Annotated in this window: 17 protein-coding genes; 11 read left to right on the top strand and 6 right to left on the bottom strand. The window is 69.5% G+C overall.

Annotated elements, in window-relative coordinates; all coding sequences use genetic code 11:
- Positions 1-425 precede the first annotated feature (425 nt).
- A complete protein-coding gene (upp, locus tag EDF46_RS05265) occupies positions 426-1,061 on the bottom strand; it encodes a uracil phosphoribosyltransferase (protein ID WP_123505259.1) in 636 nt (211 codons plus the stop codon).
- 72 nt (positions 1,062-1,133) lie between these two features.
- Here upp and EDF46_RS05260 point away from each other — a divergent pair, with 72 nt between their 5' ends.
- Positions 1,134-1,565 carry a nucleoside deaminase gene (locus EDF46_RS05260; RefSeq protein WP_123505875.1) on the top strand — a complete coding sequence of 144 codons (432 nt, stop codon included), beginning with the start codon at positions 1,134-1,136 and terminating at the stop codon, positions 1,563-1,565.
- A 173-nt stretch (positions 1,566-1,738) separates the two neighbouring features.
- Here the strand turns inward: EDF46_RS05260 and EDF46_RS05255 are convergent, their stop codons facing one another.
- The gene (locus tag EDF46_RS05255; protein ID WP_123505258.1) at positions 1,739-2,701 is read right to left on the bottom strand and encodes a cation diffusion facilitator family transporter; all 963 of its coding nucleotides are present in this window, start codon (positions 2,699-2,701) and stop codon (positions 1,739-1,741) included.
- Between the two features lie 73 nt (positions 2,702-2,774).
- Between EDF46_RS05255 and proC the strand changes: the two genes are divergently transcribed.
- Positions 2,775-3,608, top strand: coding sequence for a pyrroline-5-carboxylate reductase (gene proC / locus EDF46_RS05250; RefSeq protein ID WP_123505257.1), 834 nt, complete (start codon positions 2,775-2,777; stop codon positions 3,606-3,608).
- Between the two features lie 30 nt (positions 3,609-3,638).
- Here the strand turns inward: proC and EDF46_RS05245 are convergent, their stop codons facing one another.
- Entirely contained in the window at positions 3,639-4,310 is a 672-nt protein-coding gene (locus EDF46_RS05245) for a TrkA family potassium uptake protein (protein ID WP_123505256.1), read from the bottom strand.
- Positions 4,303-5,694: a TrkH family potassium uptake protein gene (locus tag EDF46_RS05240; protein WP_123505874.1), complete on the bottom strand. Its 1,392-nt coding sequence runs from the start codon at positions 5,692-5,694 to the stop codon at positions 4,303-4,305. The genes EDF46_RS05245 and EDF46_RS05240 overlap by 8 nt, the downstream gene beginning before the upstream one ends.
- A 153-nt stretch (positions 5,695-5,847) precedes the next feature.
- On the opposite strand from EDF46_RS05240, the gene EDF46_RS05235 reads away from it, so the two are divergent.
- The 4 genes from EDF46_RS05235 (at position 5,848) to EDF46_RS05220 (ending at position 7,263) form a co-directional block, all read left to right on the top strand.
- Entirely contained in the window at positions 5,848-6,351 is a 504-nt protein-coding gene (locus tag EDF46_RS05235) for a helix-turn-helix transcriptional regulator (RefSeq protein ID WP_123505255.1), read from the top strand.
- 131 nt (positions 6,352-6,482) lie between these two features.
- A complete protein-coding gene (locus EDF46_RS05230; protein WP_123505254.1) occupies positions 6,483-6,677 on the top strand; it encodes a helix-turn-helix domain-containing protein in 195 nt (64 codons plus the stop codon).
- Positions 6,678-6,817: 140 nt separating this feature from the next.
- A complete protein-coding gene (locus tag EDF46_RS05225; protein WP_003792170.1) occupies positions 6,818-6,916 on the top strand; it encodes a 30S ribosomal protein bS22 in 99 nt (32 codons plus the stop codon).
- A gap of 77 nt (positions 6,917-6,993) precedes the next feature.
- A complete protein-coding gene (locus EDF46_RS05220) occupies positions 6,994-7,263 on the top strand; it encodes a glutaredoxin family protein (RefSeq protein WP_123505253.1) in 270 nt (89 codons plus the stop codon).
- Between the two features lie 19 nt (positions 7,264-7,282).
- Here the strand turns inward: EDF46_RS05220 and aspS are convergent, their stop codons facing one another.
- Positions 7,283-8,611: an aspartate--tRNA(Asn) ligase gene (gene aspS, locus EDF46_RS05215; protein WP_233579885.1), complete on the bottom strand. Its 1,329-nt coding sequence runs from the start codon at positions 8,609-8,611 to the stop codon at positions 7,283-7,285.
- 108 nt (positions 8,612-8,719) lie between these two features.
- Here aspS and EDF46_RS05210 point away from each other — a divergent pair, with 108 nt between their 5' ends.
- The 5 genes from EDF46_RS05210 (at position 8,720) to ccsB (ending at position 13,458) form a co-directional block, all read left to right on the top strand.
- Positions 8,720-9,361, top strand: coding sequence for a histidine phosphatase family protein (locus tag EDF46_RS05210; RefSeq protein ID WP_123505251.1), 642 nt, complete (start codon positions 8,720-8,722; stop codon positions 9,359-9,361).
- Positions 9,358-9,960 (top strand): TlpA disulfide reductase family protein, encoded by a 603-nt coding sequence (locus EDF46_RS05205; RefSeq protein WP_123505250.1) that lies wholly within the window; start codon positions 9,358-9,360, stop codon positions 9,958-9,960. Before EDF46_RS05210 ends, EDF46_RS05205 begins: the two co-directional genes overlap by 4 nt.
- A 69-nt stretch (positions 9,961-10,029) precedes the next feature.
- A complete protein-coding gene (locus EDF46_RS05200; protein WP_123505873.1) occupies positions 10,030-10,728 on the top strand; it encodes a cytochrome c biogenesis CcdA family protein in 699 nt (232 codons plus the stop codon).
- Positions 10,712-12,448, top strand: a complete 1,737-nt coding sequence (locus tag EDF46_RS05195; RefSeq protein ID WP_123505249.1) for a cytochrome c biogenesis protein ResB — start codon at positions 10,712-10,714, stop codon at positions 12,446-12,448. Before EDF46_RS05200 ends, EDF46_RS05195 begins: the two co-directional genes overlap by 17 nt.
- The gene (ccsB, locus tag EDF46_RS05190; protein ID WP_370454066.1) at positions 12,445-13,458 is read left to right on the top strand and encodes a c-type cytochrome biogenesis protein CcsB; all 1,014 of its coding nucleotides are present in this window, start codon (positions 12,445-12,447) and stop codon (positions 13,456-13,458) included. Before EDF46_RS05195 ends, ccsB begins: the two co-directional genes overlap by 4 nt.
- Here ccsB and EDF46_RS05185 read toward each other — a convergent pair.
- Complete coding sequence (locus tag EDF46_RS05185) at positions 13,443-14,441, bottom strand: o-succinylbenzoate synthase (protein ID WP_233579884.1); 999 nt, start codon at positions 14,439-14,441, stop codon at positions 13,443-13,445. The two genes, ccsB and EDF46_RS05185, sit on opposite strands and share 16 nt — an antisense overlap.
- Between the last annotated feature and the right edge of the window lie 19 nt (positions 14,442-14,460).

Here is a 14,460-nt window from a genome sequence, read left to right as displayed (position 1 = left end):
CCGCTGTCGCGACCCTCGTGGAGCGGGAGGGGCGTGCGGAGAAGGAACGCGATGCCTTCTGTGTGTGCCGCGTGGCTCCCTGCTGAGCGGAATGAGGCTCGAAGCGGGTAGCAAGTGGGGATGCGCCGCCGGGTGGGCGGATGTGCATCCGGAGTCGGCCTCGCGAGTGGGTGTGCTCGCACTGAGGGTGCGGGTCGCAGACAGCGGTATCAGGTCTGCGGACCTGCGGAGACTCGGCGGGTCGGACGCCTTTAGGCGTGCATTCGACAACACATGACTGCCGTGACCGACATCATGCCGGCCGACGCCTTGAGACCTCGGGGAGCGGGGGCTCCCTGGGTGATCGGGGCGAACGAGTGTGCAGTCATGGCCCCGATTGTTTCGCACGGCGACGCCCGGTGTCAACCGGACGTGCCGCCCGTGTCCTACTCGGCCAGCCCGTACAGGCGGTCGCCGGCGTCGCCGAGTCCGGGCACGATGTAGCCGTTCTCGTTGAGGCGCTCGTCGACGGCGCCGAGCACGATCGACACCTCGCGGCCGTGCATGGCCTTCTCGACGGCGGCCAGTCCCTCGGGCGAGGCGAGGATGCAGACGGCGGTGACGTCGACGGCTCCGCGCGCGAGCAGGAAGTCGATCGCGGCGATCAGCGAGCCGCCGGTGGCGAGCATGGGGTCGAGCACGAAGCACTGGCGGTTCGACAGGTCGTCGGGGAGGCGCTCGGCGTAGGTGACCGGCTGCAGGGTCTCCTCGTCGCGCATCATGCCCAGGAACCCCACCTCGGCGCTCGGCACGAGCTTCGTCATGCCCTCGAGCATGCCGAGGCCGGCGCGCAGGATCGGCACCACCAGCGGCCGCGGCTTCGAGATCGCGAGGCCGATGGTCGTCGCGACCGGCGTCTCGATCTCGACGGGCTCGGTGCGGACGGTGCGCGTGGCCTCGTAGGCCAGCAGCGTCACGAGCTCCTCGGTGAGGGCCCGGAACGTCGGCGACTTGGTCCGCCGGTCGCGGAGCACGGTCAGCTTGTGGGTGATGAGGGGGTGGTCGGCCACGTGCACTCGCATAGGCTCGAGGCTAGCGGAGTCGAACGACGGAGGTGGCCGGTGCCCGCGATGCCGACGGAGTTCGCCGCGTGGATGGGCGACGCCCTCGACGAGGCCGCCCTCTGCGCCGCGACGGGCGACGTCCCGGTCGGGGCCGTCGTGGTCGACGCCGCCGGGCGCATCATCGGCTCGGGCCGCAACGAGCGCGAGGGGGCGCAGGATCCCACCGCCCACGCCGAGGTCCTCGCTCTGCGGGCCGCGGCCCGTGCCACCGGCGACTGGCACCTCACCGGCTGCACCCTCGTCGTCACCCTCGAGCCGTGCCCGATGTGCGCCGGGGCGATTCTGGCGGCGCGGGTTCCGCGGGTCGTGTTCGGCGCCTGGGACGACAAGGCCGGTGCCGCCGGAAGCCTCTACGACATCCTGCGCGACCGGCGCCTGCCGCACCGGGCCGAGGTGTACGCCGGCGTGCGAGAGGCCGAGTGCGCCGCCGTCCTGCTCGACTTCTTCGCCGCCCGCCGCTGACGAGGCCCCGCTCCGCCCCGCCGTTTCGGCGCAAACCCACCGTCTATCCCGCGGGCCCGCGCCGCTCCGGCGGGCTGGCGGACGCCGCGCCGAAGGCGCCAGAAGGCATTAATTAGCCGGCCGCCGCGGCCGAGGACCAGGCGAAGCCCGGCCCGAGACCATCAGGCGACCGGCTAATCGGCGGCGCGGAGGATGATCGCGTCGGTCGGCGGCGCGACGGCGTCGGGCGCCGCGTAGACGTCCGGCTCGACGTAGATCACGCGTGCTACGGGAACGGCCGCGCGGATCCGCGCCTCGACGGCGTTGATCGACGACGCGACGTCGGCGAGCAGCATGCGCCCGCTCAACGCCACCTTGACGCCGACGAGCAGCTCGTCGGGCCCGAGATAGAGGGTCTTCATGTGGATGATCGACTCGACCTCGGCGCCCTCGGTGATGGCCGAGCGGATCGCGGCGACGTCGGTGGACGACGCGCCCTCGCCGACGAGCAGGCTCTTCGTCTCGATGCCGAGCACGATCGCGACGAGGATGAGCAGCGCGCCGATCAGGACCGTGCCGAGCGCGTCGAACAGGCTGTTGCCGGTGACCCAGGTGAGGCCGACGCCGAAGAACGCGAACACCAGGCCGGTCAGGGCCGCGGTGTCTTCGAGCAGCAGCACGGGGAGCTCGGGGGCCTTCGCCCGGCGGACGAACTGCACCCACGATCCGGTGCCCTTGTGCGGCCGCGCCTCGCCGAGCGCCGTCCTGAGCGAGAAGCCCTCGAGGCCGATCGCGATCACGAGCACGATCATCGGCAGCCACGGCACCTCGAGCTCGTGGGGGTGCTGCAGCTTCTCGATGCCCTCGTAGAGCGAGAAGACGCCGCCGACCGAGAACAGGATGATCGACACGACGAACGCGTAGACGTACCGCTCGCGGCCGTGGCCGAACGGGTGCTCCTCGTCGGCGGCCTTCTTCGCCTGACGGCCGCCGATCAGCAGCAGGAACTGGTTGGCCGAATCGGCGATGGAGTGGATGCCCTCTGCCAGCATCGACGCCGACCCCGACAGGGCCCACGCGATCAGCTTGACGAGGGCGATCCCGAGGTTGGCGCCGAGCGCCGCGAAGATCGCCTTGTTTCCGTGACCCGAGCTCATGCAAAGCCTTCCTCGTGATTCGCGACCCGGACCCCTGCGCCCGCGTCGCTGCCGCCAATCCTAGGATGGACGAATGACCACCACCCTGCCCGCCACAGCGATTCTCGGAGCCGGATCGATGGGCGGTGCGATCCTGCAGGGGCTGCTCAGCCCGGAGGTGACCGTCGAGGGGGGTCTCCGCGTGACCAACCGCTCCGAGGCCAAAGCGGGCGCCCTGCGACGCGGAGCCGTCACGTCTCTGGCCACCGAGACCGATCCGGCCGCCAACGCGTCGGCGGTCACGGGCGCGAAGCTGGTGCTCATCGGCGTGAAGCCGTACCTGGTCGTCGACCTGCTGCGCGAGATCGCGCCGGTCCTCGAAGCGGGCACGATCGTCGTCAGCCTCGCAGCCGGGATCACCACCGCCGCGATGGAGGCCGTCCTGCCCGAGCACGTGGCCGTGCTCCGCTCGATGCCGAACACACCGGCCGTCGTGGGCCTCGCCGTCACCGGCCTCGCCGCCGGCAGCCGGTCGAGCGACGCCGACCTGGCGCTCGCCCGCTCTCTCTTCTCGTGCGTCGGCGACGTCGTCACGATCCCGGAGGAGAAGATCGACGCGCTCTCGACCATCTCGGGCTCGGGACCGGCGTACGTCTTCTACCTGATCGAGGAGATGACCCGTGCGGCCGTCGACCTCGGCTTCACCGACCACCAGGCCGCGACCATGGTGCAGGGCACGTTCCGCGGGGCGAGCGAGCTGCTGGCCCGCGAGGTGATCGATCCCTCCGAGCTGCGCCGCCGGGTGACGAGCCCGGGCGGGACGACCGAGAGGGCGGTGGAGGTGCTGCGGAGAGCCGACCTCAAGGCCGTGTTCGACGACGCCGCGGCGGCCGCGCTGGCGCGGGCCAAGGAGATCGGCGGCGAGTGAGGCGGCGTCGGGCGGTTCCTGCGACCCGCTCTACGACTCCAGGGCCGAGAACCGCTCGAGATCCGTCTCGGTTCCGCTGACGATGATGAGGTCGTGGTCGCCGACGACGGTGTCGGGGCGGGCCTCCTGGAAGGCGCCGCCGGGGCTCTTCACCCCGACGATCGTGACGCCGAACTTCGGCAGCACCTTGCACGCGCCGAGGCTCTGCCCCCGCACCGACTTGGGCGGGTACATCTTGACGATCGAGAACTCGTCGTCGAACTCGATGTAGTCGAGCATGCGGCCCGAGACGAGGTGCGCGACTCGCTCCCCGGCCTCGGCCTCCGGGTAGATGACGTGGGTCGCGCCGATGCGCGTGAGGATCTTGCCGTGCGAGGTCGAGATGGCCTTGGCCCAGATCTGCGGAACTCCGATGTCGACGAGGTTCGCCGTGATGAGCACGCTGGCCTCGATCGACGATCCGACGCCGACGACCGCGATGGCGAAGTCCGCGGCGCCGATCTGGCGGAGCGCGTCGATGTCGCGAGCGTCGGCCTGGACGGCGTGCGTCACGCGGTCTGCCCACTTCTGGACGAGTCCGGCGCTGGTGTCGACGACGAGCACCTCGCGGTCCTGGCGTTCGAGCTGGCCGGCGGTCGCGGCGCCGAACCGGCCGAGCCCGATGACCAGGACGGGGGCGTCGTGGGGAATCCGTTCAGCCAACGATCGGCCTTTCTTCGGGGCGGGTGAACAACTGGCGGCGCTGGCTGTTGGCCAGGGCCACGGCGAGCGTCACTGTACCAACGCGGCCCATCCACATCGTGACCGCCAGCACGTACTTGGCCGGGTCGGGCAGCGAGCTGGTGAGGCCGGTCGAGAGGCCGCAGGTGGCGAATGCCGAGATCACCTCGAAGAGCACGTGCGAGAGCTCCGCCTTGGTGATCTGCAGGATCACGATGGTCGCGACGGCCACGATCGTCGCGCCCCACAGGGCCACGCTGACCGACAGGCGCAGCACGTCGGAGGGGATGCGGCGGCCGAACGCCTCCATGCTGCGCTTGCCGCGCGCCTCGGCGAAGGCGGCCAGGAACAGCACGGCCAGGGTCGTCACCTTGATGCCGCCCGCGGTCGACGCGGAGCCGCCGCCGATGAACATCAGCATGTCGGTGACCAGGAGGCTCGAGTCGTGCAGGTGCGCGATGTCGATCGTCGAGAAGCCGCCCGAGCGCGCCATCGTGCTCAGGAAGAACGACTCGAAGACCGTCTTGCCGGCGTCGTCGGTGCCGAAGGTGCGCGGGTTGTCGAACTCGAGCACCAGGTAGAGGACGGCTCCGGCGACCAGCAGCACGGCGGTCGTGACCAGCGTCAGCTTCACGTGCAGCGACCAGCGGCGCGGATGCAGGGGGTTGCGCGTGATCGCGTAGATGACCGGGAAGCCGATGCTGCCGAGGAAGACGCCGACCATCAGCAGCCCGAGAAAGACGAAGTCGCCTTCGAACGGCGCGAGCCCGGCTGCGTTCGGCGTGAAGCCGGTGTTCGTGAACGCCATGGCCGAGTAGTAGAAGCTGTCGAGCACGGCGTCGCCGAACGGGATGCCGTCGATCAGCATCCGCGGAATCAGGAGGAGGGCGATCGCGAGCTCGATCGCGAGGGCGCTCACCGCCACCGTCGTCAGCAGGCCGCCGACCTCGCCCAGCCGCACCGCCTGCCCCTCGGGCACCGGGCCGGCGTGGGCGCGCAGCGGGTTGGTGTCGCTCGCCGCCATCAGCTTCGACCGGAGGCCGAGTCGGCGCGACACGACGAGGCCGAGGATCGACGCCACGGTCAGCACTCCGATCGCGCCGATCTGGACGCCCACGAAGATGACGACGTGGCCGAACAGCGACCAGTGCGTCGCCATGTCGACGGTCGCGAGCCCGGTGACGCAGATGACCGACACGGCGGTGAACAGCGAGTCGGCGACCGGGGTGATCTCGCCCGACGTCGACGAGATCGGCAGCATGAAGATGCCGGTGAAGACGAGGATCAGCGAGGTGAAGATGAGTATCGCGAACCGCGCCGGCGACTTGCGGGTGATGTCGTCGACCGAGTCGCGGAGCACGGCCAGAGGCCCTCGCGAGCCCTTCGAGACGGGGCGTCGCGGCTGGACCCGACCGGTGCGACCCACCTGCGGAGCTGTCGCCACCCGTCCTCCAACGCCGCCGAGATTCGCCTAGAAGCCTCCATGGTAGTCGGGCTCGCGGATCGATACCCTTGCGCCATGGCCGACATCTACACAGTGATCGCCGACCCTACGCGTCGCGAGCTGCTCCGTGTGCTTCGCGACCGAGCCGACGGCCAGGGCGCCCGTGGCCACGACGGCGACGGCCGCGGCAGCGACGGCGAGATCAGCGTCGGCGAGATGGTCGTCGAGCTGATGCTCAGCCAGCCGACCGTGTCGAAGCACCTCCGCGTCCTGCGCGACGCCGGGCTCGTGTTGGTCCGCGAAGAAGGGCAGCACCGCTACTACCGCATCGACTCCGAGCCGCTCATCGCCGTCGCCGAGTGGCTCACGCCGTTCGTGGCCGTCGTCGACGAGCCGATCGAGGCGCAGGAACTCGCCCCCGCCACCGGGCGCACCGTCCCCGCGCCGCTCCGCCGGGCCGCCGAGACCCTGCCCGATGTCGGCGACGTGGGGGCCACTCTCGGCCGTACCGTGGCCGGCGCCCGCAGCCGCATCCTCGACACCGCCAAGAAGCGGCTCGGCCACCGCGAACAGGGGTAGCCGGCTCGCTGGACACCGAGTCACATGCGCCCCTAAAGTAGCCACGAGGCACACGAGCAACACTCAGCGGGCCCCAAGACGATGTCGTCCGCTCCGAGTGAGCGGGTCGACCCCTAACCCGAGGCAGGACCATGTCGGACGATCTGACAGACGCGCGCTTTCTCACGGTGGCCGAGGTCGCCGACATGATGCGCGTCTCCAAGATGACCGTGTACCGCATGGTGCACTCGGGGGAGCTGCCGGCGATCCGATTCGGCCGCTCGTTCCGCGTGCCCGACTCGGCCGTGGCGGCCGTGCTGCGCGGCGGGGTCGCCGACGTCGGCTGACGTCGTGCAGGGCGGGCAGTTCCTGCGCCGGTTCGTGTTTCCGATCGCTGGCGAGTAGACTGACGCGAGGTATTTTTCCGCGGTTCTTGATGGGCCCGGTTTTTCCAGGTTTCATCCAACAGACAACTGCGAGGTGCCCTATGGGTTCTGTCATCAAGAAGCGTCGTAAGCGCATGGCGAAGAAGAAGCACCGCAAGCTGCTTCGTAAGACGCGTCACCAGCGCCGCAACAAGAAGTAGAGCAAACGCAAAAAGGCTCCTGCCCTTCGGGCGGGGGCCTTTTTTCGTGCCTCGCACGGCGGCAGTAGCATGACGGAGTGCCCGTGCCCCATGTGACCCTGCTGACGAAGCCCGGCTGCCACCTGTGCGACGACGCCCGCACCGCCCTCGAGGCGGTGCTCGACGAAGTGGAGTTCGCCGGCGCTCGCGACTACGACGAGCTGTCGATCCTCGACGATTCCACGCTGGCCGACGAACACGCCGAGGAGATCCCCGTCGTGCTCATCGACGGGCGCGTGCACACCATCTGGCGCGTCGAGCCGGAGCGCCTGCGCACAGCGCTGCGCGCTGCGGCACCGCCCCGCTGATAATTGTGCTCTGCCCGGTCTACGGCTCGAGGCGCGTAGGCCCGCGGAACAGGTAGGTCGTCTCGCGCAGGTTCGGCAGGTGCAGCATCAGCATGAGCACGCGCGCCAGGCCCATGCCGAAGCCGCCGTGCGAGGGCACGCCGTAGCGGAAGAAGTCGAGGTAGCCGCCGAGCTCCTCGGGATCGAGGCCCTTGTCGCGGGCGTTCGCCTCGAGGTGATCGATGCGGTGCTCGCGCTGGGCGCCGGTCGAGATCTCGGTGCCGTTGTAGATGAGGTCGTAGCTGTTCGTCAGGCTCTCGTCGCCCTCGTTGCGCATGTGGTAGAACGGCCGGATGCTCGACGCGTAGTCGGTGAGGAAAACGAAGTCGTGGTCGTAGGTCTCTTTGACGTAGGCCGAGATCTGGCGCTCGCCCTCGGGGTCCATGTCGTCGTCGGCGCGGGGGATCTCGTAGCCGCGATCGGCGACGATCTGCTTGGCCTCGGCCAGGGGGATGCGCGGGAACGGCAGCGACGGAACCGTCAGCTCGACGTCGAACAGCTCTGCGATGGCGGCTCCGTGCTTCTCGACCACGGCCGAGAACGCCGCGTGCAGAAGCTCTTCGTGCAGCTTCATGACGTCTTCGTGCGACTCGATCCAGCTGATCTCGGAGTCGACCGAGGTGAACTCCGTGGCGTGGCGGCTGGTGAACGAGGGGTCGGCGCGGAACGCGGGCCCGACCTCGAAGATCTTGCCGAAGCCGGCCGACTGGGCCATCTGCTTGAAGAACTGAGGGCTCTGCGCCAGGAACGCGCTGCCCTCGAAGTACTCGACGCGGAACAGCTCGGCCTTCGACTCGCTGGCCGAGGCCATGAGCTTCGGCGTCTGGATCTCCACGAAGTCGTGCTCGACCCAGTAGGTGCGGAGCGCGTGGAGCAGCGTCGTCTGGATCTTGAAGATGAGGGCGTTCTTCGGAACGCGGAGGTCGAGGAAGCGCCAGTCCATGCGCTTGTCGATGCCGGAGTCGTCGGCGATCGGGGTCTCGGGGATGGCGAGCGACGCCACGTCGAGCGACTCGAGCTTCACCTCGACGCCGCCGAGCTTGACGCGCTCGTCGTGCTTCAGCTCGCCGGTCGCCGTGAGGAACGAGCCCTGGGACAGAGCGGAGATGGTGTCGGACACCGGGGTGGCCTCGATCTCGCCGGCCTCGTTCGAGACGCGGGGGGCGACCAGCTGGACGGCACCGGACTCGTCGCGGAGCACGACGAACTGCACCTTCTTCTGATCGCGCACCGTCTCGACCCATCCGGACACCGTGACGGGCCCGTCGGAGGAAGCAGCGAGGTCTTTGATGAGGGTGCGTTCAGTCACGGTCCCCGAGTTTACGTGTCGGGCGGGTCTCTCGGGGCCGAGAGACCGCATCCCTGTGGAAAACCCTGGTGGGAGGTGTGCGCGACGGCGCAATCTACACTGGATGCCGTGCCCGCGAACCAGATCCACCTCGTCCGCCACGGCGAGGTGTTCAACCCCGAGGGCGTCCTCTACGGGCGCATCGAGGGGTTCGGGCTGTCCGACCTCGGCCATCGGATGGCCGAGGCGGCGGCCGACGCGCTGTTCGCCGAGAAGGCCCCCGTGCACGCTCTCTTCGCCTCGCCCCTCCAGCGCACGCAGGAGTCCGCGGCGCCCTGGTCGCACCTCTTCGGGCTCGACATCCAGACCGACGAGCGCCTGATCGAGCCGACGAACAAGTACGAGGGCCGCGCGGGCGGCTTCACGAAGTCCCTGGTGCGACCGGCCGAGTGGCCGTGGATCGCCAACCCCCTCAAGCCCAGCTGGGGCGAGGCCTACGTGAGCATCGCCGCTCGCATGCTCGCCGCCGTCGACAGCGCCTGGCGCAGCGTCGACGACGGCGACGTCGTGCTCGTCAGCCACCAGCTCCCGATCTGGATGGTGCACCGCAGCCTGGAGGGCGAGCGGCTGTTCCACGACCCGCGCCGACGTCGGTGCTCGCTCTCGAGCGTCACCACTCTCGAGCGCCACGACGACGCCTTCGTCGAGGTCGGCTATCGCGAGCCGGCCGCAGCCCTCCACGCGTCCGCCATCGACTCTGGAGCCGTGTGAACCTCAAGCGCCCCTCGACCCTCGTCCGCGCCGCCGTCCTCGGGGCCGCTCTCGTGGTGGCCCTCGCCGGCTGCTCGTCGAACGACCTCCTCGCGCAGTACCAGAGCGGATCGAACAAGAACTACATCTCGGGCGACGGCAGCGTCACCGAGGTCAAGGTCTCGGACCGCACCGACCCGGTGCAGTTCACGGCCACCACCGACGAGGGCAAGTCGATCTCGCGCAAGACCTACGAGGGCCACGTCGTCGTCCTCAACTTCTGGTACGCCTCGTGCCCGCCCTGCCGTGTCGAGGCCCCGGCGCTGCAGTCGCTGAGCGAGCAGTACTCGTCAGACGGCGTGCAGTTCATCGGCGTCAACGTGCGCGACGAGTCCGACACCTCGCGCGCCTTCGCCCGCAACTTCAAGATCACCTACCCGTCGGTCACCGACGTCACCGACGCGAAGGTCCAGCTGGCGCTGGCCGGCACCCGCGGACCGAACTCGACGCCGACGACGATCGTGCTCGACTCCAAGGGCCGCGTCGCGGCGCGCATCCTGGGCGAGGTCGACAAGAGCATCCTCAACACCCTCATCTCCGACACGGTGGCCGGCAAGTAGGTGTTCCAGGGCAACCCGTTCTACGAGGCGGTCACCAGCGGCCAGCTCGCACTGGCCCTGCCGGTGGCGATGCTCGCCGGCCTGCTGTCGTTCGTGTCGCCATGCGTGCTGCCTCTCGTGCCGGGGTACCTCGGCTACGTGGGCGGCCTGGCCGGCACGTCGCAGGACGCCCGGGGCAAGCGCCGCGACCGCGCCCGAGTGGTGGTCGGCGTGGTCCTCTTCATCCTCGGCTTCACCATCGTCTTCGTGGCTCTGAACACGGCCGCCGGCGCTGTGGCGGGGTTCTGGTACCTCCAGTGGCGGGTGCTCATCTCCCGGGTGCTCGGCGTCGTCGTGATCCTCATGGGGCTCGTCTTCATCGGCAACTTCCCCTTCTTCCAGCGCACGGCGAAGCTCACGATCAGCCCGAAGGTGGGCCTCGTCGGCGCCCCGCTGCTCGGCATCGTCTTCGGCCTCGGGTGGAGCCCCTGCCTCGGGCCGACTCTGGCCGCGATCACCGCGATGTCCGTCAACTCGGGCTCGGCGGCGCAGGGCTTCCTGCTCGGTCTGTTCTATTGCGTGGGCCTGGGCGTCCCGTTCCTGCTGGTCGCCCTGGGCCTCAGCTGGATGGCGCGCACCATCGCATTCGTCAAAAGGCACATCCGTGCCGTCAACCTTGTGGGAGGCAGCCTTCTGGTGGTCATCGGAGTTCTCATGGTCGTCGGGGTCTGGGCAGACCTCATGTCGCGCTTCGGGGCGGTGATCGCGAACTATGGCACGGTCGTCTGACACCGACAAGGGGCTGACCGGCGGCTCGAGCGACACCTCCGAAGACCGCGGTGTCGACCAGCGCGCCGATCCGCTGAGGCCGAGCGACCACATCGACTCCGAGCCCGGCGACTCGGGCGACTCCGGCATCACCCAGCCGCGGCTGAGCCCGCTCGGGTACCTCCGCTTCTTCTGGCGCCAGCTCACCAGCATGCGCACGGCGCTCCTGCTGCTCATGCTGCTGGCCCTCGCTGCCGTGCCCGGATCGCTCGTGCCGCAGACCAGCTCCGACCCGAACGGCGTCGCGCAGTACAAGTTCGACCACCCGACGCTCGCGCCGATCCTCGACAAGATCGGCCTGTTCAACACGTTCTCGACGCCGTGGTTCTCGGCCGTCTACCTGCTGCTGTTCGTGTCGCTGGTCGGCTGCATCATCCCGCGCGTCAAGCACCACCTCGAGGCGCTCCGCTCGGTCCCGCCGAAGACCCCGGCCCGACTCTCGCGCCTCGCCGGCTTCCAGGCCTTCGACGTGCCGCGCCCCGCCGATCCGAGCGCCGCGCCGGTGTCGGCCGAGATCGCCGTCGCGCACGCCAGGTCGCTGCTGCGCCGGGCCGGGTACCGCACGCGGATCGTCGGCGACTCGGTCAGCGCCGAGCGCGGCTACCTGCGCGAGACCGGCAACCTGGTGTTCCACATCGCGCTGCTCGGCATCCTGGTGACCGTCGGCATCGGCGGCGGCTTCGGCTACACCGGCCAGCGCGTCGTGGTCGTCGGCCAGACCTTCTCGAACGTGCTCGGCTCGTACGACTCGTTCAACCCGGGCCGGTTCTTCAACGACGCCCAGCTGGCGCCGTTCAACATCAAGGTCGACAAGTTCACGGTCAAGTACGAGCAGAAGATCCTCGACGCGATCGGAACGCCGATCGAGTACAAGACCGACGTGACGACGACCCAGCCGGGGGCGACGGCCGAGAAGAAGACGATCAAGGTCAACGAGCCGCTCCAGATCGGCGGCACCAACGTCTACCTGCTCGGCAACGGCTACGCGGTCAACGTGGTCGTCCGCGACGGCGAGGGCAACGTCGCGTTGAAAGACTCCATCCCCTTCCTCCCGCAGGATTCCAACCTCACGTCGCTCGGCGTCATCAAGGTGCCCGACGCACTGCCGAAACAGCTCGGCATGCAGGGCTTCTTCTACCCGAGCGCCGTGAAGCAGGCGACGGGCGCCTACGCGTCGAACTACCCCGACGCCATCAACCCGCTCCTCTCGCTCAGCGTGTACTCGGGCGACCTTGGTCTCGACGACGGCGTGCCGCAGTCGGTCTACACGCTCGAGACCGGAAAGCTCAAGGTCCTCGCCGGAACCCAGTCGACGGCCGAAGAGAAGCCGATCACCCTGAAGCCGGGCCAGACGGTGAAGCTGCCCGACGGACTCGGCTCGATCGAGTTCACCGGCGTGAGCCGGTTCGTCTCGCTCGACATCCACCACGACCCCTCGCAGCTCTACGTGCTCGTCTTCGCCGTGCTCATCGTGCTCGGCCTGCTCACGGGCCTGTTCGTGCCCCGCCGCCGCGTGTGGGTCAAGGCCGTCCAGGGCGAGAACGGGCTCCGCATCGAGTACGCGGGCCTCGCCCGCGGAGAAGACCCGACGCTCGAGCGCGCCGTCGGCGACCTGGCCAAGAGGCACCAGGCCGTACTCGACCCGAAATCGGCCTCCGATCGACGTAAGGTGAACCCGTGACGACTGATCAACTCTCGCTCTACTGCCTCTATGCGGCCTATTCGGCGATGGCGATCTACACGATCTCCTTCATCGCCTTCGCGCTCGACCTCGCGAAGCGGTCGGGCGACGCCCAGGTGGCCGCGACCGCGGCGATCAAGGCTCAGGCCCAGCGTCTCGCCGGCAAGGCCGAGATGATCGCAGAGAGCGCAGGAACTCCTGGCGGCTCCGTCGCCGTCCTCGAGCGCACCGACGTCGACACCGGCGCCGACGCGCCCCGCCGCTCGTCGAAGTTCGAGCGCATCGGCATGTCGATGATGGTCCTCGGACTCGCCGTCCACATCTCCTCCGTCGTGCTCCGCGGGTTCGCGGCCGACCGGGTGCCGTGGGCGAACATGTTCGAGTTCGGCCTCACCGGCACGGCTCTCATCGTCGCGGTCTTCCTGATCGTGAACCTGTTCGTCAACCTGAGGTACCTCGGCGCCTACGTGATGGGCCTGAACCTCATCCTGCTGGGCGTCGCCGTGGTCAACTTCTACGTCGCGGTCAGCCCCCTGGTGCCGGCGCTGCAGTCGTACTGGCTCGTCATCCACGTCTTCGTCGCCTGCCTCGGCACGGCGTTCTTCGCCATCGCCGGTGGGCTCTCGGCCGCGCAGATCATCCAGGACCGCCGCGAGACGGCGAAGAACCCGGGTCTGCGCCTGTTCGACACGCTCCCCGGAGCCGAGCGCCTCGAAGACCTCGCCTACCGCATCGCGCTGGTCGGCTTCGTGCTCTGGACCTTCACGCTCATCGCCGGCGCCATCTGGGCCGAGAAGGCCTGGGGCCGCTACTGGGGCTGGGACACCAAGGAGACCTGGACCTTCATCATCTGGGTCATCTACGCCGGCTACATCCACGCGCGAGCGACCCGCGGGTGGCGAGGAGCGCGATCGGCGTACCTGTCGCTGGTCGGCTTCGCGGCTGTCATGTTCAACTTCTCGGTCGTGAACCTGTTATTCAAGGGCCTTCACGCCTATTCGGGTCTGTAAGCGCCGCCGTTCTCGTCGAGGAGGGCGTGGCAGGCTCGGATGCGGTCGAGCCACCAGGCGCGGCGCTCGGCGGGCGCCGCGTGCTGCCGCAGCAGGTCGATGTCGACGTCGATGCGCCGCACGTCGACCGCACCGCCCGAGGGGAGCAGCGGCTCGCGAGTGACGTCGGCGTTCAGCATCGCCGCGGTGCCGAGACCGCAGTCGTGGGGGAGCGCGGGCACGGCGGCGGCGAGGTAGGCCCCCATCGAGAGCCCGACCGACGTGTCGATGGCGCTCGATACGACGACCGGCAGCCCGGCCTCGCGCACGATGCGCGTCGCGGCGGCCACCCCGCCGAGCGGCTGGGCCTTGATGACGAGGAGGTCGGCGGCTCCGGCGCGGGCGACGGCCAGAGGGTCGGCGGCCTTGCGGACGCTCTCGTCGGCGGCCACGGGCACCCCGGTGCCGGCGGCCCGTACGGCGGCGAGCTCTGCGACGGTGCGACAGGGCTGCTCGACGTACTCCAGGTCGAAGGGGGCCAGCGCCTCGAGGGCGGCCAGCGTCTCGTCGACGGACCAGTGCATGTTGGCGTCGACGCGCACCCTCCCGGCGGCACCGACGTACTCGCGCGCGGCCCGGACCCGGGCGACGTCGCCGGCGAGGCTCTGCCCCGGCTCGGCCACCTTCACCTTGACGGTGCGGCAGCCCGGGTACCGGTCGAGGATCCCCGCCACCAGCGCCGCGTCGACAGCGGGGAGCGTCGCGTTGACCGGCACCCGGTCGCGCAGGGGAGCCGTCTCGTCGCCCCACCCGAAGTCGATGGCGGCCCGGAGCCAGGTCGAGGCCTCCGCAGGCTCGTACTCGACGAACGGGCTGAACTCGGTCCAGCCGCGGGGCCCCTCGACGAGCAGCGCCTCGCGCACGTCGACACCGCGGAACCGGTTGCGGAGCGGAAGGGCCACCACGTGGGCGTCGCGGACGAGGTCGTCGATCGAGGGAAGCACGCGGCCCAGTCTTCCACCG

The organism is Frondihabitans sp. PhB188, from assembly GCF_003752365.1.
GTDB lineage: Bacteria > Actinomycetota > Actinomycetes > Actinomycetales > Microbacteriaceae > Frondihabitans.
This window is presented reverse-complemented; position numbering and strand designations above follow the sequence as displayed.